The 17,972-nt window shown below is 64.2% G+C and carries 20 protein-coding genes and 1 pseudogene; 14 read left to right on the forward strand and 7 right to left on the reverse strand.

From position 1 onward, the window contains the following. Nucleotides 1-59: 59 nt before the first annotated feature. From H040_RS21710 to H040_RS21730, 5 genes are read left to right on the forward strand one after another with little or no spacing between them, the layout of a single operon-like run. Nucleotides 60-620 (forward strand): carboxymuconolactone decarboxylase family protein, encoded by a 561-nt coding sequence (locus H040_RS21710; RefSeq protein WP_027918594.1) that lies wholly within the window; start codon nucleotides 60-62, stop codon nucleotides 618-620. A 50-nt stretch (nucleotides 621-670) separates the two neighbouring features. Next, nucleotides 671-1,735, forward strand: coding sequence for an acyl-CoA dehydrogenase family protein (locus H040_RS21715; RefSeq protein ID WP_027918595.1), 1,065 nt, complete (start codon nucleotides 671-673; stop codon nucleotides 1,733-1,735). After that, the gene (locus tag H040_RS21720; RefSeq protein WP_027918596.1) at nucleotides 1,732-2,553 is read left to right on the forward strand and encodes an ABC transporter ATP-binding protein; all 822 of its coding nucleotides are present in this window, start codon (nucleotides 1,732-1,734) and stop codon (nucleotides 2,551-2,553) included. The genes H040_RS21715 and H040_RS21720 overlap by 4 nt, the downstream gene beginning before the upstream one ends. After that, nucleotides 2,540-3,745, forward strand: coding sequence for an ABC transporter substrate-binding protein (locus H040_RS21725; protein WP_027918597.1), 1,206 nt, complete (start codon nucleotides 2,540-2,542; stop codon nucleotides 3,743-3,745). Before H040_RS21720 ends, H040_RS21725 begins: the two co-directional genes overlap by 14 nt. Then, nucleotides 3,745-4,500: an ABC transporter permease gene (locus tag H040_RS21730; protein ID WP_027918598.1), complete on the forward strand. Its 756-nt coding sequence runs from the start codon at nucleotides 3,745-3,747 to the stop codon at nucleotides 4,498-4,500. The genes H040_RS21725 and H040_RS21730 overlap by 1 nt, the downstream gene beginning before the upstream one ends. A gap of 121 nt (nucleotides 4,501-4,621) precedes the next feature. Here the strand turns inward: H040_RS21730 and H040_RS21735 are convergent, their stop codons facing one another. Beyond that, nucleotides 4,622-5,308: a GNAT family N-acetyltransferase gene (locus tag H040_RS21735; protein ID WP_027918599.1), complete on the reverse strand. Its 687-nt coding sequence runs from the start codon at nucleotides 5,306-5,308 to the stop codon at nucleotides 4,622-4,624. Between the two features lie 73 nt (nucleotides 5,309-5,381). Next, nucleotides 5,382-6,317: an N-acetyl-gamma-glutamyl-phosphate reductase gene (gene argC / locus H040_RS21740; protein WP_027918600.1), complete on the reverse strand. Its 936-nt coding sequence runs from the start codon at nucleotides 6,315-6,317 to the stop codon at nucleotides 5,382-5,384. 114 nt (nucleotides 6,318-6,431) lie between these two features. Here argC and H040_RS21745 point away from each other — a divergent pair, with 114 nt between their 5' ends. Together H040_RS21745 and H040_RS21750 are read left to right on the forward strand one after the other, a co-directional pair. Beyond that, on the forward strand, nucleotides 6,432-7,313 hold the full coding sequence (locus tag H040_RS21745; protein WP_027918601.1) for a LysR family transcriptional regulator: 882 nt from the start codon (nucleotides 6,432-6,434) through the stop codon (nucleotides 7,311-7,313). A 367-nt stretch (nucleotides 7,314-7,680) separates the two neighbouring features. Next, a complete protein-coding gene (locus H040_RS21750; RefSeq protein ID WP_027918602.1) occupies nucleotides 7,681-7,953 on the forward strand; it encodes a hypothetical protein in 273 nt (90 codons plus the stop codon). 64 nt (nucleotides 7,954-8,017) lie between these two features. On the opposite strand, the gene H040_RS21755 is transcribed toward H040_RS21750, so the two are convergent. Continuing rightward, on the reverse strand, nucleotides 8,018-8,668 hold the full coding sequence (locus H040_RS21755; protein WP_027918603.1) for a TIGR04211 family SH3 domain-containing protein: 651 nt from the start codon (nucleotides 8,666-8,668) through the stop codon (nucleotides 8,018-8,020). 282 nt (nucleotides 8,669-8,950) lie between these two features. Between H040_RS21755 and H040_RS21760 the strand changes: the two genes are divergently transcribed. Beyond that, nucleotides 8,951-10,294, forward strand: coding sequence for an OprD family porin (locus H040_RS21760; protein ID WP_027918604.1), 1,344 nt, complete (start codon nucleotides 8,951-8,953; stop codon nucleotides 10,292-10,294). Between the two features lie 146 nt (nucleotides 10,295-10,440). On the opposite strand, the gene H040_RS21765 is transcribed toward H040_RS21760, so the two are convergent. Continuing rightward, nucleotides 10,441-11,778 carry a hypothetical protein gene (locus H040_RS21765; protein WP_256208056.1) on the reverse strand — a complete coding sequence of 446 codons (1,338 nt, stop codon included), beginning with the start codon at nucleotides 11,776-11,778 and terminating at the stop codon, nucleotides 10,441-10,443. A 266-nt stretch (nucleotides 11,779-12,044) separates the two neighbouring features. Here H040_RS21765 and H040_RS21770 point away from each other — a divergent pair, with 266 nt between their 5' ends. Together H040_RS21770 and H040_RS21775 are read left to right on the forward strand one after the other, a co-directional pair. Next, nucleotides 12,045-12,299 (forward strand): DUF2388 domain-containing protein, encoded by a 255-nt coding sequence (locus H040_RS21770; protein WP_050437204.1) that lies wholly within the window; start codon nucleotides 12,045-12,047, stop codon nucleotides 12,297-12,299. A 43-nt stretch (nucleotides 12,300-12,342) separates the two neighbouring features. Continuing rightward, nucleotides 12,343-12,822 (forward strand): VOC family protein, encoded by a 480-nt coding sequence (locus tag H040_RS21775; RefSeq protein ID WP_027918606.1) that lies wholly within the window; start codon nucleotides 12,343-12,345, stop codon nucleotides 12,820-12,822. A gap of 6 nt (nucleotides 12,823-12,828) precedes the next feature. Here H040_RS21775 and H040_RS21780 read toward each other — a convergent pair whose 3' ends face one another. After that, on the reverse strand, nucleotides 12,829-13,110 hold the full coding sequence (locus H040_RS21780; RefSeq protein WP_027918607.1) for a hypothetical protein: 282 nt from the start codon (nucleotides 13,108-13,110) through the stop codon (nucleotides 12,829-12,831). 267 nt (nucleotides 13,111-13,377) lie between these two features. On the opposite strand from H040_RS21780, the gene H040_RS27825 reads away from it, so the two are divergent. Both H040_RS27825 and H040_RS27830 read left to right on the forward strand, forming a co-directional pair. Then, entirely contained in the window at nucleotides 13,378-13,737 is a 360-nt protein-coding gene (locus H040_RS27825) for a M24 family metallopeptidase (protein ID WP_027918608.1), read from the forward strand. Beyond that, entirely contained in the window at nucleotides 13,734-13,973 is a 240-nt protein-coding gene (locus H040_RS27830; protein WP_256208057.1) for a hypothetical protein, read from the forward strand. The genes H040_RS27825 and H040_RS27830 overlap by 4 nt, the downstream gene beginning before the upstream one ends. Before the next feature lie 373 nt (nucleotides 13,974-14,346). On the opposite strand, the gene H040_RS21790 is transcribed toward H040_RS27830, so the two are convergent. Next, the gene (locus tag H040_RS21790; protein ID WP_027918610.1) at nucleotides 14,347-15,411 is read right to left on the reverse strand and encodes an AbrB family transcriptional regulator; all 1,065 of its coding nucleotides are present in this window, start codon (nucleotides 15,409-15,411) and stop codon (nucleotides 14,347-14,349) included. 125 nt (nucleotides 15,412-15,536) lie between these two features. Here H040_RS21790 and H040_RS21795 point away from each other — a divergent pair, with 125 nt between their 5' ends. Beyond that, a complete protein-coding gene (locus H040_RS21795) occupies nucleotides 15,537-16,439 on the forward strand; it encodes a LysR family transcriptional regulator (RefSeq protein WP_027918611.1) in 903 nt (300 codons plus the stop codon). Here H040_RS21795 and H040_RS21800 read toward each other — a convergent pair. Then, the gene (locus H040_RS21800; RefSeq protein WP_027918612.1) at nucleotides 16,436-17,320 is read right to left on the reverse strand and encodes a LysR family transcriptional regulator; all 885 of its coding nucleotides are present in this window, start codon (nucleotides 17,318-17,320) and stop codon (nucleotides 16,436-16,438) included. The two genes, H040_RS21795 and H040_RS21800, sit on opposite strands and share 4 nt — an antisense overlap. Nucleotides 17,321-17,454: 134 nt before the next feature. Here H040_RS21800 and H040_RS21805 point away from each other — a divergent pair. Further along, nucleotides 17,455-17,972, forward strand: a pseudogene (locus H040_RS21805) (muconate cycloisomerase); the annotation flags it as partial.

Here is a 17,972-nt window from a genome sequence, read left to right on the forward strand (position 1 = left end):
GGAGGGTAATTCTTATAACCAACAGACTGTAGGGACACACATCAAAAGGAGACCACTCCATGACCTCGCGCATTACTCTACACACTCTGCAGAGCGCCCCGGAAGCGGCCCGTCCATTCCTCGAAAACGCCCAGAAAAATTCAGGCTTCATTCCCAACCTGCTCGGCGTGCTGGCCAATGCCCCGGCGGCACTGGAAACCTACGTCACCGTCTCGGCGCTCAATGGCAAGGCGGAGCTGACCCTGGCCGAGCGTGAAGTGGTGCAACTGATCGCCGCCACCCAACACGGTTGCGACTTCTGCGTCGCTGGCCATACCGCCGTGGCCCTGAACAAGGCCAAGCTGCCTGCCGAAGTGGTCGAAGCCCTGCGGGCCCGTGGCGAACTGCCGGATGCTCGCTACGAGACCTTGGCCGAATTCGCCCGTGAAGTCATTGCAACCCGGGGCAATGTCAGTGACACCACCTACCAGGCCTTCCGCGCAGCCGGTTTCACCGAAGGCAACGCCCTTGAAGTGATTCTTGGCGTGAGTCTCGCAACCCTGTGCAACTTTGCTAATGTGTTCGCCCAGACGCCGCTCAACGACGAGCTGAGCAAGTACCGCTGGCAGCCAACTGCGTAATTCTTGCGCCTGGCGCTGGTGGCGCCTGCGATTTCAAAAGGAGTAGGGACATGCTTGATGCTGCATTTCGTCAATGGCTGGATGCCAATGCCGAGGCAATCGACCAGGGCCAGTGCGACCCACAACTGGTGCTGGCGCACATCGCCGAATCGCAACTGCTGCGCATCGGCGTCGACCCGGCACTGGGCGGCAACGGTGGCGCGGTCACCCATGCGGTCGAAGCCATCGCCGCCATCGCCAGCCGTTCACTGGCCGCAGCCTTTGTCTGCTGGGGCCAGCGCGCGTTCATCGAATACCTGCTGCAAAGCCCCAACCAGGCCCTGCGCGAGCGCTTGCTGCCCGGCTTGCTGACTGGCGAGCTGGCCGGTGCCACCGGTTTGTCCAATGCCATGAAGTTCCTCTCCGGGATCGAGGCGTTGCAGGTGCGTGGCCGCCCAGACGCGGCGGGCTGGACGCTGGAAGGCCGCCTGCACTGGGTGACCAACCTGCGCAAGAGCGGTTTCGTGGTGGCGGCGGCCATCGAGGACGACGCCGGTGGTTCGCCCTTCGTGCTGGCCATCCCCTCCGAGAGCCAAGGGCTGGAGCGCTCCGACGACCTGCAACTGATGGGCCTGCAATCGAGCAATACTGCAGCGCTGGCGTTCCACCAGGTCGAGCTGGGCCGCGACTGGCTGCTGCACGAAAACGCCCGCGAGTTCCTGCCCAAGGTGCGCCCGGCGTTTCTCGCCTTGCAGTGCGGCATGGCCATCGGCCTGGCACGGCGTTCGCTGCACGAAGTGCATGAGCATCTGCACGGGCGCCTGTCGTTCCTCGAAGAGCACCGTCAGGTACTCAAGGAGCGCCTGGAGAACACTGTGGCCGAGCTCAAGCAAGGCCTGCTCGAAGGCCGCTTCCAGGGCCAGCCGGCGGCGCTGTTCAAGCTGCGCATCACCCTCGCCGAGTGCGCTGCCGACGCGGTGCAGCTGGAGCTGCAAGCCAGCGGCGGCAAGGCGTACCTGGATGAGTTCGGTGCCGGCTTCGCCCGCCGCTGGCGCGAGTCGGCGTTCGTGCCGATCGTTACCCCAAGCCTGGTGCAGCTGCGCGCCGAGCTGCACCGCCAGGCCGCCAGCGCATGAGCCAAGCGTTGCTCGAAGCCCGGGAAGTCAGCCTGGGCTACCCGCGCGAGGGCGGCTGGCAGGAAGTGCTGGCGCGCTTCGACCTGCAGCTGGCGCCAGGGGAGGTGGTGACCATCCTCGGCCCCAGTGGCGTAGGCAAGTCCAGCCTGCTACGGGTGCTGGCCGGTCTGCAGCAGCCACGCGGTGGCAGCGTGACCCTGCGTGGCGAGCCGCTGCAGGGGCCGCACCCGCGCCTGGCGGTGGCCTTCCAGGACCCGAGCCTGCTGCCTTGGCTGAGCCTGGAAAAGAACGTCGCCTTCGGGCTGGATTTCGCCCGCCAGCCCAAGCTGGCTGCGGCCGAACGGCGTGCGCGCATCGACCATGCAATCAGCGCGGTAGGCCTGGCCCATGCGCGCACCCAGTATCCGGCGCAGTTGTCCGGCGGCATGGCCCAGCGCACTGCACTGGCCCGCTGCCTGGCACGCCAACCTGAAGTGCTGCTGCTCGACGAGCCGTTCGGGGCGCTTGACGAGGTAACCCGTGCCGACATGCAGCAACTGCTGCTGCAACTGATCGCCACCCATAACACGGCCGCCGTGCTGATTACCCACGATATCGACGAGGCCTTGTTGTTGTCCGACCGGGTGCTGCTACTGGGTAACCACCCGGCGCACATCCTCGGCCAATGGCACATCGACCTGCCGCAACCGCGTACGCAGCGGGTCGAGGAGCTGGGCGCGCTGCGAATCGACATCCTCAAAACCCTTCGGCGGGCCAGCCGCACCGCTGCACCTTCCCCTACCTCGTTGCCTTCGGAGCCTGCACATGTGCATGGATGACTGCTGTTCCTCCACTTCGCGTCGTGATTTCCTCAAGCTCAGCGCCATGCTGACTGCCGCCGGGGCCGTGCCGCTGCTGTCCAGCCTGCAGGCTCGCGCCGCCGCCGAACCCGACGCGCCCGTGCGCATCGGCTACCTGCCGATCACCGACGCCACGCCGCTGCTGGTGGCGCACAACAATGGCCTGTTCGAGGCCGAGGGCATCAAAGCCGAACGGCCGGTGCTGCTGCGCAGCTGGGCGCAGGTGATCGAGGCGTTCATCTCTGGCCAGGTCAACGTCATTCACCTGTTGTCGCCGATGACCGTGTGGGCACGGTATGGCAGCAAGGTGCCGGCCAAGGTCGTGGCCTGGAACCATGTGGGTGGCTCGGGCCTGACCGTTGCGCCAGACATCACCGACATGAAGCAGCTGGGCGGCAAGACCGTGGCCATCCCGTTCTGGTACTCGATCCACAACGTGGTGCTGCAGCAGATGCTCAACGACAACGGCCTGACCCCGGTGTCGAAGCCCGCCAATGCCCAATTGGCGGCCAACGAGGTCAACCTGCTGGTGCTGCCGCCGTCGGACATGCCACCGGCACTGGCCAGCAAGCGCATCGCCGGCTACATCGTCGCCGAACCGTTCAACGCCCTGGCCGAGAACCTCAAGGTCGGCCGCGTGCAGCGCTTTACTGGCGATGTCTGGCGCAATCACGCTTGCTGCGTGGTGTTCATGCACGAACACGACCTGAACAACCGCCCCGAGTGGTCGCAGAAGGTGGTCAACGCCATCGTCAAGGCCCAGCAATGGACCCGCGACCACCGCGCAGAAGCGGCGGCGCTGCTGTCCAAGGCGGGCCCCAACAAGTACACCCCCCATGAACCCGCGGTGCTGACCAAGGTGCTGGCGCCGGCTGCCGAAGACCGTGCCGGCTACATCGCCAGTGGTGCCATTCAGCACCAGCAGTGGGACGAAAAGCGCATCGACTTCCAGCCATACCCGTACCCCAGCTACACCGAGGAGCTGGTCAAGCGCCTGAAAAACACCCTGATCGAGGGCGAGAGCAACTTCCTTGCAGGCCTGGACCCGGCGCAGACCGCGCGCGACCTGGTCGACGACCGCTTCGTGCGCAACGCGATCGCTGCCGTCGGCGGCCCTTCGGTGTTCGGCATTGCCGAGAACTTCCAGCGTAGCGAGGAGTTCGCGGTCTGATGCGCAAGCATGTCGTACATGCCGGCCTGGGTCTGGCCGGCCTGCTGGGGTTGCTGTTCCTGTGGTGGGCGGGTGTGCAGCTGTTCGGCGAAGCCGATGGCCTGTCGGCGCGCTTCTCGCCACAGGCGACCCTGGCCAGCCTGGTCGAGTTGCTCGGCCAGGGCGAGGTCTATGGGCATGTCTGGGTGAGCCTCAAGCGCATTTTGGTCGGCTTGTTGCTGGCGTTGCTGATCGGCGTGCCGTTGGGGCTGCTGGTCGGTAGCTACCGTCATCTGGAGGCAGCGACTACGCCGGCGTTCCAGTTTTTGCGGATGATCTCGCCGCTGTCGTGGATGCCCGTGGTGGTGATGCTGATGGGGGTGGGCGACCAACCGATCTACTTCCTGCTGGCCTTCGCCGCCTTGTGGCCGATCCTGCTCAACACCGCTGCCGGCGTGCGCCAGCTCGACCCGCGCTGGCTGCAGCTTAGCCGCAGCCTGAGTGCCACGCGCTGGGAAACCCTGTGCAAGGTGATCATTCCCGGGGTGATCGGCCATGTGCTGACCGGGGTGCGCCTGGCCATCGGCATCCTGTGGATCGTGTTGGTACCGTGCGAAATGCTTGGAGTCAGTGCGGGGCTGGGCTATTTCATTCTCGATACCCGCGACCGCCTCGCCTATTCGGAGTTGATGGCGATGGTGCTGCTGATTGGCGTGCTGGGGTTCATGCTCGATGCCCTGGCCCGTGGGTTGCATCGGCGCTGGGTGCATGCCTGAAAGAATGCCGGGGCCGCTTTGCGGCCCTTTTCGCGACACAAGGCCGCTCCTGCAGGTGGTTGCATTCCCCTGTAGGAGCGGCCTTGTGTCGCGAAAAGGGCTGCAAAGCAGCCCCAGAACGTCAATGCACTGACTTGCGCTCCCGCACACAGGCGTTCGCCTGGGCGGTCAATTCATCCAGCCATTCATCACGCTGCTGCTCGGCATCGAGCATGGCATCCTCACCCTGCTGATTAAGCAGGTAGGTGTGAATCTGCAGCACCTCGGCAGTCTGGTAGATCGGCGCAATGTCCAGCCGACCGATCAGCGCACCACTGGCCAGGCCGGTGCTGCTCATCAACACTTGCGGCCCGCTGGCGGCTACCACCTGCATGCCCATGCTTTCGAACCATGGCACTTGGTCGGCAAAGGCATTCAGCTCGACGCTGGCATAGCGCGCCTGCGCGTCACCCAGCAGGGCGCGGGCAATGCCTTGGCGGCGGTGGCTGGGCACTACGGCAAGAAACGCCAGGGCACAGGCCTGGGGGTTGTCCTGGGCCGGCAAGCTCAGGGCGAATCCGAGCAACTGGTCGGGTGCATCGGCATCCAGGGCCAGGGTTAGCTGCACGGCCAGGCCGCGGGTGCCGTCCATGGCTTGCAGGTACTGGTGCACCTCCATGCCGACGCCGTACTGATACAGCGGATAAAGCGGGTTTTCGGCACGGATGGCGACGCTGCTCAGTGCGCCGACGTTGTGGATCACCAGCTCGCGGATCTGGTTCTGGAAGGATTCGGGCGGCACGCTGTCGAGGCGGCTCAGGATGAACATCGGTGGACGGGCTCCGGCTGCGGTTGGCTCACCCCGCGCCGGGTTGGCGCGGGGTGCACAGTCTAAACCCTTTTTAGCCGCGCATCGCGGCAAGCATCAGGTCGAGGTTCTGTACCGCTGCGCCCGAGGCACCCTTGCCGAGGTTGTCAAACACCGCAGTCAGCACCACCTGGCGATGTTCGGGGTTGGCGTACAGTGCCAGGCGCAGGTCGTTGCTGTCATTCAGCACCTCAGGGTCGAGCGGGGTGGCCGGCCCCTGCTGGTGCAGGGGCATCACCTGTACATGGCGGGCGCCTTGGTAATGCTGTTCCAGGCAAGCCTGCAACTGTTCGGCGTCGGGCTGGCCGGGCAGCAGGCGCAGTTGCAGCGGGATGCTCAGGACGATGCCCTGGCGATAGGCCGCGTAACCCGGCAGGAACATCGGCCGTGCCGACAGGCCGGCATGCAGCTGGATTTCCGGCACGTGCTTGTGCGCCAGCTCCAGGCCATACAGTTGCAAGGTCGGTGCCTGTTCGGCGCCCGGCATCTCGTGCCGCTCGACGGCGGCACGGCCGCCACCGGAATAGCCGGAGATGGCGTGGATGGTCAGCGGGTAGTCGGCCGGCAGCAAGCCGGCCTTGACCAGCGGGCGCAGCAGGGCGATGGCCCCGGTGGGGTAGCAGCCGGGGTTGCTGACCCGCTTGGCCTGGGCGATGCGTTCGGCCTGTTGCCCGTCCAGTTCCGGCAGGCCGTAGACCCAGCCTGGCGAGGTGCGGTGTGCAGAGCTGGCGTCGATCACCCGTACGGCGGGGTTCTCGATGGCGGCCACGGCTTCGCGGGCGGCGTCGTCTGGCAGGCACAGCAAGGCGATGTCGGCGCTGTTGATGGCGTTGGCGCGGCGCTGTGGGTCCTTGCGCTCAGCCTCCGGCAAAGTCAGCAGGCGCAGGTCGCTTCGGCCTTGCAGGCGGGCGTGGATCTGCAGGCCGGTGGTGCCTTGGTCGCCGTCGATGAAGACAACTGGGGTGTGCATGGTCGGGGTCCGGTCAGGGGAGGGGATGGCCTATGCTCGCTTGTGGCCTTGAGAAAGAAAATTTGAATATCATGACGCTGACATTCAGTTTTGATGAATCAAGGATCGCCACCCATGCGCGAAATCAGCCTCGACCGCCTCCGCACCTTGGTAGTGATCGCCGACCTGGGCTCCTTCGCCGAGGCCGCCCGCCAGCTCAACCTCGCGCCGCCCACCATCAGCCTGCACGTGGCCGAGCTGGAGGCGCGGGTTGGTGCGCCGCTGCTGACCCGCAACCGCAACCAGGTGCGCCCCACGGCCATCGGCGAGACCTTGCTCACCCGCGCTCGCCGCCTGCTGATGGATGCCGACCTGGCCCTGGACGAAGTGCGCCGTCAGGTCGAAGGCCTGACCGGGCGGGTGCGCCTGGGCGCTTCCACCGGCGCCATTGCCCATCTGCTGCCCAACGCCCTTGAGCACCTGCGGGTGGCGCACCCGGGCATCGACGTGCAGGTTCAGGTGCTGACCTCCCAGGCTTCCCTGGCGCGTTTGCGCGAAGGCACCCTGGATATCGGCCTGGTGGCGCTGCCGCAGGTGGCAGGCAAGGGCGTCAGGCTCACGCCCTGGCGGCGTGACCCGATCCTGGCGTATGTACCGGCCGAGTGGCAGCCGCCGGCCAAAGTCACCCCGGCCTGGCTGGGGCAGCGTGCGTTGATCCTCAATGACAGCAGTACCCAGTTGTCGCGGGTGACGGGTGAGTGGTTCGCGGCGGCGGGGTTGTATCCCGAGCCGCGGATCGAGCTGAACTACAACGATGCGATCAAGAGCCTGGTAGGGGCCGGCTACGGCGCGACCTTGCTGCCCCAGGAGGGGGAGGCCGCCGAACTGGACCGGCGAATTGCGCGCCGGCCGCTACGGCCGGGGTTATGGCGGCAGCTGGGGATTGCCTGCCGCGAGGGGGAGGTGGAGCGGGCTACGGGGTTTGTGCTGGAGGCGCTGGAGCGGTTGCGGCAGTAGGGTTGGGAGGGTTCGGCACGGCATTTTAGGTGTGTTTGAGATCGAGCGCCGCCCGCGCGGCGCATCGCGGATAAATCCGCTCCTACACCTGTTGCAACGTGCCGAACCTGTTACGCCATGGTTGTCCGCCTTGGCGCATGACTTGAGCCGTACAAACCGGCTGATAACCATGGCCTCACAGGCATGGTTACGTTGCTACAGGTGTAGGAGCGGATTTATCCGCGATGCGCCGCGCGGGCGGCGCTCGATCAGATAAGTGCTAAAAATTCTGTGGCAAACACAACCGCTCCCCATCGACGACTATGCTTTTCCCTGCGTCGAGCCAACGTCTCTCGATGACCATTCCGATTTCCCAGGAGAACGCTCCATGAAATCCATGAAATTCGTGCCTCTGTTAGTAATGGCCTCTGTATTGAGTTTTGCCGCCCACGCTGACCCGGCAAGCAACTGTGCAGCCAAGATCAAGGAACTGGAGGATTTCCACAAGGCCAGTGGCCAAGCCATGCATGGCGGCATGGCCCATGATTTCAAGATGCATCTGCAAAACGCCAAGGATGCCCAGAAGGCAGGCGACATGGCCCAATGCCAGTCTTCGGCGGACCAAGCCAAGACCATCTATAACAAGGCACGCAGCAAGTAACCATCCGCTGTGCCGGCCTCTTCAAGCTTACGGTTGCAAGAGGCCGGTACAGGCGCTGGAATCCTCAGAACCAGCGGTCGTTCTTCTTCCGTCCACGGGTCAGCGCCGGCAGGATCAGCCCCATCAGCAGCCCCGCACCGGCGATGCTGCCGCCGTACACCATGTAACGCATCATCACCTGCTTGTTCTCGTCGCCCAGGCGTGCCTGTGTGTCGCGCAGGCTCGACTGGCTCTGGTCGAGTTGTTCGTTGAGCGCCTGGTTGCGCGCTTCCAGTTCATCGATGAGCTTCTTGCGCGAGTCGAGGGTTTCCTGCATGCCCTGCACGCGGTTTTTCCAGCTGTCATCGATGGTCTTGAGCTGCCCCGACAGTTCCGCCACCTGTGCATCGAGTTGCGGCAGGCGCTCGTTCTGGCCCGGCACAGATTGCAGGTCGCTGGTGAGGATCCACACCAGGTCGCCATTCTGGCCACGCACCTGGCTGTAGTTGCCCTGGCTGCCGATCAAGGTGAGTTTCTGCCCCGACTTGAGCGTGCCGACAATGCGGTGGCCATCGGTCGGGCCACTGCGCACGTAGGTACTCAGGCTGTCGCTGACCCAGCGCGCATCGCTGGCCGGCTCTTCGGCATGCGCGGGGACGGCAAGAGCCACCAGGGCGGCGAGCAGGCTGCCGCGCAGGGCAGTGAGGGCAAGAGAGGCTTGGCGGGATTCAGGCATGTTGGGTCTTCGCTGCAACAGGGAAAATAGGCCCGGTAACTGTAGATCAGCAACGGGGCCGGCGAACCGGTCGGTGAATTGACCGTCAGGGACAGACCGCAATTTTGTAGGCAGGTTCACTGCTGCACGTAGGAATTGCCTACAGAATGTTGCAAAAGCCGGGCTAGAGCCGCTGCGCCCGCATGACGCGATTGTAATGCGCCAATCACCTTGGCGTTATCTGCCAGGCCCCACTCTCCGACTCCGCCGACACAACAATAATCGTCACTCAAGGAGCCTCGGATGACCCGAACCGCCCCCCTGTCCCTGGCGGCATGCCTGACGCTGTCTGGCGTCAGTGCACTGGCCAGCGCCGCCGAAGCAACACCCGAAGGTTTCATCGAAGGCAGCACGCTCAACGTGCTCAACCGCAACTTCTACTTCAACCGTGACAACCGCGACGGGCCAGCCCCGGTGCAGAGCACTACCAAGCCAGCGAGCAATGGATATTCCGAAGCGTGGGCGCACGCCATCATCAGCCGCTTCGAGTCCGGCTTCACCCAAGGCACGGTGGGTTTCGGCCTGGACGCGTTCGCCATGCTCGGTCTCAAGCTGGACACCGGCGGTGGGCGCAACGGCGGGCGCAGTTCGTTCGATGTGGTGCCGGTGGAGCACGACGGCCAGGCGCGGGACGAATACACCAAGCTGGGCGGTGCGGCCAAGCTGCGCCTGTTCGATACCGTGCTCAAGGTGGGTGATGTATTCCCGGCCAACCCGGTCGTGGCTGCTGGTGATTCGCGTCTGTTGCCGGAAAGCTTTCGCGGCGTGACCTTGGAAAACACCAGTCTCAAGGACCTGACCCTGCAGGCCGGCCGCCTGCATGCCATGAGCCAGCCGGTCTCCAGCGACATGCGCGAGAACTTCGTGACCTTCTACGGCGGCCCGGTGGATTCACCCTGGATTGCCTACGGCGGTGGTGACTACGACCTCAACGAGCATGTGAGTGTCAGCCTGTTCAGCAGCCGGCTCAAGGATGTATGGAACCAGTACTACGCCGGTATTAGTGCCAGCTGGCCGCTGAGCGACGACCTTGCCCTGATCGGCGGCATCAACTACTACAAGGCCGTCGATGAAGGCCAGCAGCGCCTGGGCGCGTTCGACAACGACATCTGGAGCGTGAAAGCCGGGGTGCGCTTTGGTGCTCACACGCTAGCGCTGAGCCACCAGCGCAACAATGGCGATGATGATTTCGACTACCTGCGCCAGTCCGACTCGATCTTCCTCGACAACTCCATCCAGTACAGCGACTTCAACTCGCCCAAGGAGCGCTCGTGGATGCTGCGCTATGACCTGGACATGGCAGCCTACGGGGTACCGGGGCTGTCGTTCATGAGCCGTTATGCAAAAGGTACCGACGCCGACTATTCCAACGCCAACGCCTTCTACATGCGCCGCGACGCGGACGGCGCCCCGTTGACCGACCAGAAGCGCTGGGAGCGGGACATCGAGGTCAAGTATGTGGTGCAGAGCGGCGCAGCCAAGGACCTGTCATTGCGCGTGCGCCAGGCGACCACACGGGCCACCGCGTTCGAGGCGGACCTGGACGAAGTGCGGCTGATTGTCGAGTACCCGCTGTCGGTGCTGTAAGTTCACCTGTGGAAGCGCGTCAGCGCCTTTGGTAAGAGGTGCAATGGTTTGGCGCCCCGGTCGGGTCGCCCTTTTTCAGGTTTTTGCCCCTAACCTTACTGTCCTCGCCAGCACTGACCTGAGCGAACCGGGCATGCAGATGCTGGCTAGGTAGACACCAAGGTCCTGGCCAGGCAGTCCTTGCAGTTGACGATGGTTTCCCGGAGCCCTGCCTGCACGTGCACCAGGTTCGACCCGCACATGGCGCAGAACAGCCCATAGCCGCTGGCATCAGCCTGCCCCGGCAGATCTGCGATGTAGTCACAGACCTTGCGGCACAGGCCATGATCATCCTGCTGCAGCAGCACGTCGAACAGCGCCCGGCTGAAGCCCGAGCGTGGGGCATGGGTGTCGTAGCTCGATACCGTGAACTGCCATTGCTCGCGAATGGCACGTTCGCTCAGCGACAGCATGCTCCCGGGAATGGTGTTGGCAGCGTGACGCTTGCTGACCTGGGCGCGTGCAACGAATGACAACGCCCCGCGCACGGCGGTGTTGGCCAGCGACCAGATGTGCCGTACGGGGTGCACCTCGAGCAACTGAGTTGCGACTTCCGCGGTTTTTTTCCTGGCCTCGAAGGGCAGGCCGTGTTCCGCACTGCGGCTGGCTATGTAGGCACAAACCTCTTCATTGCAAAGCCGCTCGATGGCTTCGGCGATCTCATCACGCCATTGCGCCTGCGGGCCATTGGACAGGGCCTTGTGCAGGGCACGATACAGGGGGCCGACGCCAGCCCGCTGGTGGCCGTCCAGGCTGACATTGGCGATCCAGCGTACCTTGTTCTGCCAGGCCTTCGGGGTGGGGTCCTCGCTGAAGGCATCCAGTGGCGAATCGGGGTCGACCAGCAGGATCTGATCCTCGTGCAGCGCCAGCAGTATGCTCGCATCCATGCTTGGGGATGGGCTGACTAGCGCATCCCCGGTGGATTTTTCCGCAGCGTGGATGCAATCGCTCTGCGCATCCATGCGTATCGCCAGCATGGCCAGCAACTGCAACTGCCGGGTAATCGACAACGTGTGCAACGGCACGGGCTGGTGCTTTGCCAATGACCAGAGCTCCTTGATGCGTTTGCGCTGTTCGATGGCCTGTGCCTGCCGGGCGCGTTCACGCGCCGCCAGGCAAGGCTGGCAGGCGCAATCTCGCTGCCATTGGTTGCGCCCGGGGAAGTAATGGCGATGCGCGCAGTTCGGGCAGTAGGCCAGGTTGTCGTTCCAGCTGTAGGCCGAACGGCTTTTGCGTCGCTCGTACAGGCTGACTTCGCAGTAAGGGCACTTGAGTTCGGCGCAAGGCACCGGAGGGAAGGCCTTGATCAGGCTGCTTGGGGCGATGTCGATGGCATAGCGTTCGAGCAGCAGTGCAATTTTCTCACCGCCGATGTATTCGTTGTACAGCGCCTCGATCTGCTCGGCACTTAGGTGCTGCAACTTTGATTTGAAATCCGACAAACCTGTATCTCCTTGCGAAAAGTCGCTTATGAGGCTTGCCGACAATGATGCAGTGCCGGGAATTAGCTGAGTTGTGGGAGACTTCTCCGGTATCGGTAGGATTTTTCTGAGTCTTTATCGATTTTGCAGGCCATTGCTCGCCATGCCTGTGGTTGCTGTTCTGGCCTCTGTGCACAACTGGCATTTTTATCAGGTGGGCCTGCCACGTGAAGCGAACCGGTTTATCGAGCACCCTGATCCTGCGGTGTTGCAGTCAGGCTTGGGCCATGGATGGCAAGGGCAGTGTGGCTGACCATTTCACCATTGGCAGCAGCGTGGGTACGGCGGCGCTCAGCGAGTCCACCCGCCATCCGTTGAGCAGCACCGCAGCGGCGCGCGACGATGCCCTGGCGTACGTCGCGACCAACGGTCGCCTGTGCGGGCCGCGCCTGCAGCAGGCGCTGCGCGACTACCGCCAGGCCCATCCGCAATCGGCGTTGAGCGACGCTGCGCTGGCCGCGGCCATCGCCAGCCAAGCCTGACGGGCTAGACTCAAGGCTTTCTGCTCTCCCATGGAGCCTTGCCATGACTGCCAAAAACACGATCTGCCTGTGGTTCGACAAGGATGCCGAAGAAGCGGCGAATTTCTATGCCAGGACCTTCCCCGACAGCAAGGTGGTGGCGGTGCACCCCGCACCCGGCGACTACCCTTCAGGCAAGGCCGGCGAAGTGATTACCGTCGAATTTACCGTGATGGGCATTCCCTGCGTGGGCCTCAATGGCGGCACCACGTTCAAGCATAGCGAGGCGTTTTCGTTCCAGGTCAGCACCGAGGACCAGGCCGAGACCGACCGGCTATGGGATGCCATCGTCAACAACGGTGGCAGCGAGAGCGTCTGCGGCTGGTGCAAGGACAAATGGGGCATCTCCTGGCAGATCACCCCGCGCATCCTCATCGAAGCCATTGCCAACCCCGACAAGGCCGCAGCCAAGCGCGCGTTCGACGCCATGATGACCATGGGCAAGATCGACGTGGCCAGGATCGAGGCTGCGCTGAAGGGGTAGGGTCGATTACGCCTGGGCCCAAGGCAGGCTGCCGGCCTCTTCGTGCAGTGACCAGTCGAACTGCTCGACCAGCCAGTCACGCAACTTGCAGCAACTGGCATCACGGCGCTTGGCCTCGCTGAGGCTGAGGTAGTGGCGAGTGTCGCGGTGCACCAGGGTGTCACTTTCCGGCCGCACCAGCAGGCCCTGTTGCACCAGCGGCGCGACCAGGTAATACCAGCCCAGTGCCACGCCCTGATGGTTTTGCGCCAGTTGCATCAGCAGGCTGTAGTCGTTGGCGTTGAACATTTGCGGTGCATCCGCGTCACGCAGGTCAAGGTCGATGTCCTGGTAGGCGAGCCAGACCCAACCGCCGCCTGGCCGTGGACCGAATCGAAGTGGCCGGCCTGCGCGCCCTCGGTGCGCTGGGCGTGCAGGTGCACAATGGGCAGGAAGTCACCGTATTCGCCCGCATGATCAAAGGGCCGGACGAGATCCTCGCCATGCGTTGCGCCGTCGCTTCCTGCGAGGCCTCGATTGCCGAGATGCGCCAGGCGCGGTGCCACCGAGAACGATGTGTGGGCCGCGCTGCATGCAGGCAACATCCGCCGTGGCGGCGAATGGATCGAAACCCGCATCCTCAGCTCCGGCCCGCGCACCAACCCTTGGTATCAGGAGTCTGGCCCGCGGGTGCTCAGCGACGGCGACCTGCTGTCCTTCGATACCGACCTGGTCGGCGTCTACGGCTTTTGTGTGGATAGGTCGCGCAGCTGGATCCGTGGTGATGTGGAGCCCACTGCCGAGCAGAAGCGCCTGTACCGTATCGCCCACGAGCACATTCACGTCAACGCCGACATGGTCAGGCCCGGCGTGCGCTTCACCGAGCTCTCCCGCAACGGCCATCGCCTGCCGCAGAGCTGCCGGGCGCAGCGTTGAAGCGTGATGTTCCATTGTGTGATGAGTACCCGTGCATTCGCTACCCGGAGGACCTTGAGTCCTATGGCTATGAAGGGGCACTGCAGGCGGGTATGGCGCTGTGTGTCGAGGCTTATGTCGGCGAGGTGGGTGGGCGTGACGGGATCAAGCTGGAGAACCCGTTGCTGGTGACCGAGACCGGGTTCGAGCTGTTGACCCATTATCCGTTCGAAGACTTCTGCGTGATGAGTGGGTAGGTGCCTGCCTTGAGGCTTGTGGTGCCTGGGAGATCGAGCGCCGCCCGCGCGGCGCATCGCGGATGAATCCGCTCCTACATTTGTTGCAACGTGCCGAACCTGTTACGCCAGGGTTGCCAGCCCTGGCGCATGCCTTGAGCCTTGCAGACAAGGCTGACAATCATTGCCTGTCAGGCATGGCCACGTTGCCTGTTACGCCAGGGTTGCCAGCTCTGGCGCATGCCTTGAGCCTTGCAGACAAGGCTGACAACCATTGCCTGTCAGGCATGGCCACGTTGCAACAAATGTAGGAGCGGATTCATCCGCGATGCGCCGCGCGGGCGGCGCTCGGTCTCCCAGGCGCTACAACCCTCCAGACATGCACGCCAGCCCTCTACACCCGGGTCAAGCGTATGATCTGCCGCGCACAAAAGGCCCCGGTCAGAATCACCCCGAACAACCGCAACGTCTGCATCGCCAGCACCAGCCCGACATCCGCATGGGTTTCCACCGCGATGATCGCCATGGCATCCAGCCCGCCTGGGCTGGTGGCCAGGTACATCGACAGGAAGTCCGTGCCCATCGCCAGGGCCAGCACATAGGCGCAAGCGGCGCACAGCACGATCAACGCCACCGCCCCGGCAATCATGGTCGGCAGGCGCTTCCACACATAGCGCACGGTCTGCCGGTCGAAGCGCAGGCCGATGTAGCAGCCGATGGCGCCGTAGGCAGCGGCCAGCAAGGATTCGGGCAAGCGGATGGTCAGCAGCCCGCTCAGTTGCAGGGCGCCGCCAAGCAGCAGTGGCGTCAGCAAGGCACCGGCAGGCAGGCGGCTACCAAGGGTGATACCCACCAGCACCACGGCAAGGCTGAGCAGGCTGTCAAGCAGGTGCGGGCCTTCCAGTACCGCTGGCGCATTGGCCACCGCGCCCGCGCCAGGCGCGGCGCCGAGCAGGTGGCTGACCAGCGAGCCGATCATCACCACGCACACCACCCGCACATATTGCATGGTCGCTACCACGCGGCCATCGGCGCCGTTTTCCTCGGCCATCGACACCATTGCCGAAGCCGCCCCCGGCGCGGTTCCCCAGGCGGCGGTGCTGCCAGGGATGCCACCGAAGCGTACGGTGCCGAGGCCGACCAAGGCACTGAGCACTACCGTGATGAAGGTCGCGACCAGCATCAGGTGCCAGGACTGGGCCATCGATACCAGCACGGCCCAGGTCACCGAGTGGGCGACCAGCAGGCCGACGCAGCCTTGACCGAAGCGAAACACTTGGCGATGCAGGTGCAGTTGCGCGCCCGAGACGCCGAACACGATGGCCACCAGCATGGGGCCGAGGAACAACCCGGCCGGTACGGCCAGGGCATGCAGCAACTGGCCGATGGCACCGGCGCAAATCAGCAGGGCGAGCCATTGGAAGATATTTCTGGAAGAGCCGGGTAGGGCGGTCTGCAACGTAGATACTCCTTGCGCAGCGGTATCGCGGGGGCTGGCAGCGCCAGCGGAGAAAATTATCGACGGCGCAATCAATCAAGTCTATTTTCTACTTTTGATGAATCCATAACTGAAATTCATGAATCATGGACCTGCGTGACCTTACCTACTTCGAAACCATCGCCGAACTGGGCCACTTGGGCCGGGCGGCGGAAAAGCTCAACCGCAGCCAACCGGCGCTGAGCAAGAGCATCCAGCGCCTGGAGGAATCACTGGGTACCCGGTTGTTCCAGCGCGATGGCCGGCGAATCAAGCTCACCGATGTCGGCAAGCTGCTGCTGGCGCGCGGCAAGCAACTGCAATTGAACATCGCCGAGACCGAACGCGAAGTGCGTGACTTTGCCAGCGGGCTGGTCGGCAACATCCGCCTGGGCTGCGCGGCGAGCATGGCCGATCACCTGCTGCCGCACCTGACCGCGGCGCTGCTGGAGCGGGCGCCGGACGTGACCCTGAAACTGTCGATCGCCCAGGACGATGTGCTCAAGGAATCCCTGCGCGGCGGTCGGCTGGATGTGATCATCTCACCGCAGATCAGCATGGACCCTGAGTTCACCACATACCCCATCCTTGAAGATGAAGCGATCGTGGTTGCCAGTGCCGAGCACCCGATTTTCGCCGGCCCCATCACCCTGCACAGCCTCTGCCAATACCGCTGGGTGCTGGCGGGGCCGACGGTGACCGCCCGGCGCTGGATCGACAATGTGTTCATCGCCCATCAGTTGCCGCCGCCGCAGGTGCAGATCGAGACCAATGCCATCTCACTGCTGCCACGCCTGATCGCCCGTACCCAGTTGCTCAGCTTCGCCGCGCGGGAAACTCTGGAACATGGGCTCGGCATGTCGTGGCTGCGCGAAGTGCCGCTGAAGCAGACCACCATGCGCCGTACCGTCGCCGTGTCGGTGCGCACGGAGGGCTACCTGTCACCGGCGGCAGGGGCGCTGGTGGCGCTGCTCAAGGAAAAGGGCAGCAGTTTTTTCGAACGTGACTAAACCGCTGCCGCCACTGCCTGCTGGGCAATCAGCGCCAGGCAACGCTGCACGATCGGGCTGCTGTCGCCCTTGCGCCGGCTGAGAATGATCGGGCTGACCGCGCTGCGGTCGAGCAGGCTGGCGTACTCGATGTCGATGCGGTGCTGCTGTTGCACCGACTCCGGCACCAGGGTTACGCCCAGCCCGACGGCGACCAGGCCGATGGCGGTCTGCAGTTCGTTGGCCCACTGGCTGACCTTGAGGCTCATGCCGTGGTGGGCGAACAGCGCGAGGATGTGGTCGGCGTAGCTCGGCCTGGGGTTGGCGGGGTAGAGGATGAACGCTTCCCTGGCCAGTTGTTCGAGGGTCAGCGGGGCACCGGCCAGGGCATGGCCCTTGGGCAGCACGGCCACCAGCGGGTCTTCGCGCAGCACTTGCTGCTGGATTGCCGGGTCGTCGATGCGGATGCGGCCGAAGGCGATGTCGATGCGCCCGCTTTTCAGCGCCTCCACCTGCTGCAGGGTGGTCATTTCGCTCAGGCCCAGTTCCAGCTCGCTGTCCTTGCGCAGTTCGCGGATCAACTCTGGCAGTACCGTGTACAAGGTCGACGGGGCGAAGCCGATGCCCAGCCACTGGCGCTGGCCCTGGCCGATGCGCCGGGTGTTGTCGCTGATGTTATCCAGTTGCTGCAGCAGCGTGCAGGTCTGTTCATAGAAGAAGCGCCCGGCCTCGGTCAGTCTTAGGGGGCGCTCGCGCAGCACCAGCATGGTCCCGAGCTGCTCCTCCAGCTGGCTGATTTGCCGGCTCAGCGGCGGCTGGGCGATGTGCAGCAACTCGGCGGCGCGGGTGAAGTTCAGGGTTTCGGCCAGGACCTTGAAGTAGCGAAGGTGGCGCAGCTCCATCAGACCTCCTGGGTATGGTGGGAGATTCATTTGATATTGGACGGCACTCAGGGTCTCGCGCAATGCTTGAATAATCAAGTAAATGTAGTATCGGGTTTGCAGACTGCGGCCTGATTTGACGGGACCTTCGCACCATGACAAACGCCCTGATCGAGCGCATCGACGCCATTATTGTCGACCTGCCAACCATCCGCCCGCACAAGCTGGCCATGCACACCATGCAGCAGCAGACCCTGGTGGTGCTGCGCCTGCGCTGCAGCGACGGCGTGGAAGGCATCGGCGAGGCCACCACCATCGGCGGCCTGGCCTACGGCTACGAAAGCCCCGAGGGCATCAAGGCCAACATCGACGCGCACCTGGCGCCGGCGCTGATCGGCCTGCCAGCGGACAACATCAATGCCGCCATGCTCAAGCTCGACAAGCTGGCCAAGGGCAATACCTTCGCCAAGTCCGGCATCGAAAGCGCCTTGCTCGACGCCCAAGGCAAGCGCCTCGGCCTGCCGGTCAGCGAGCTGCTCGGCGGGCGGGTGCGTGACAGCCTGGAAGTGGCCTGGACCCTGGCCAGCGGCGACACCGCCCGCGACATCGCCGAGGCCGAGCACATGCTGGAGGTGCGTCGCCACCGGGTGTTCAAGCTCAAGATCGGCGCCAA

Source organism: Pseudomonas sp. URMO17WK12:I7, assembly GCF_003269045.1.
GTDB classification, from domain to species: Bacteria; Pseudomonadota; Gammaproteobacteria; order Pseudomonadales; family Pseudomonadaceae; genus Aquipseudomonas; species Aquipseudomonas putida_J.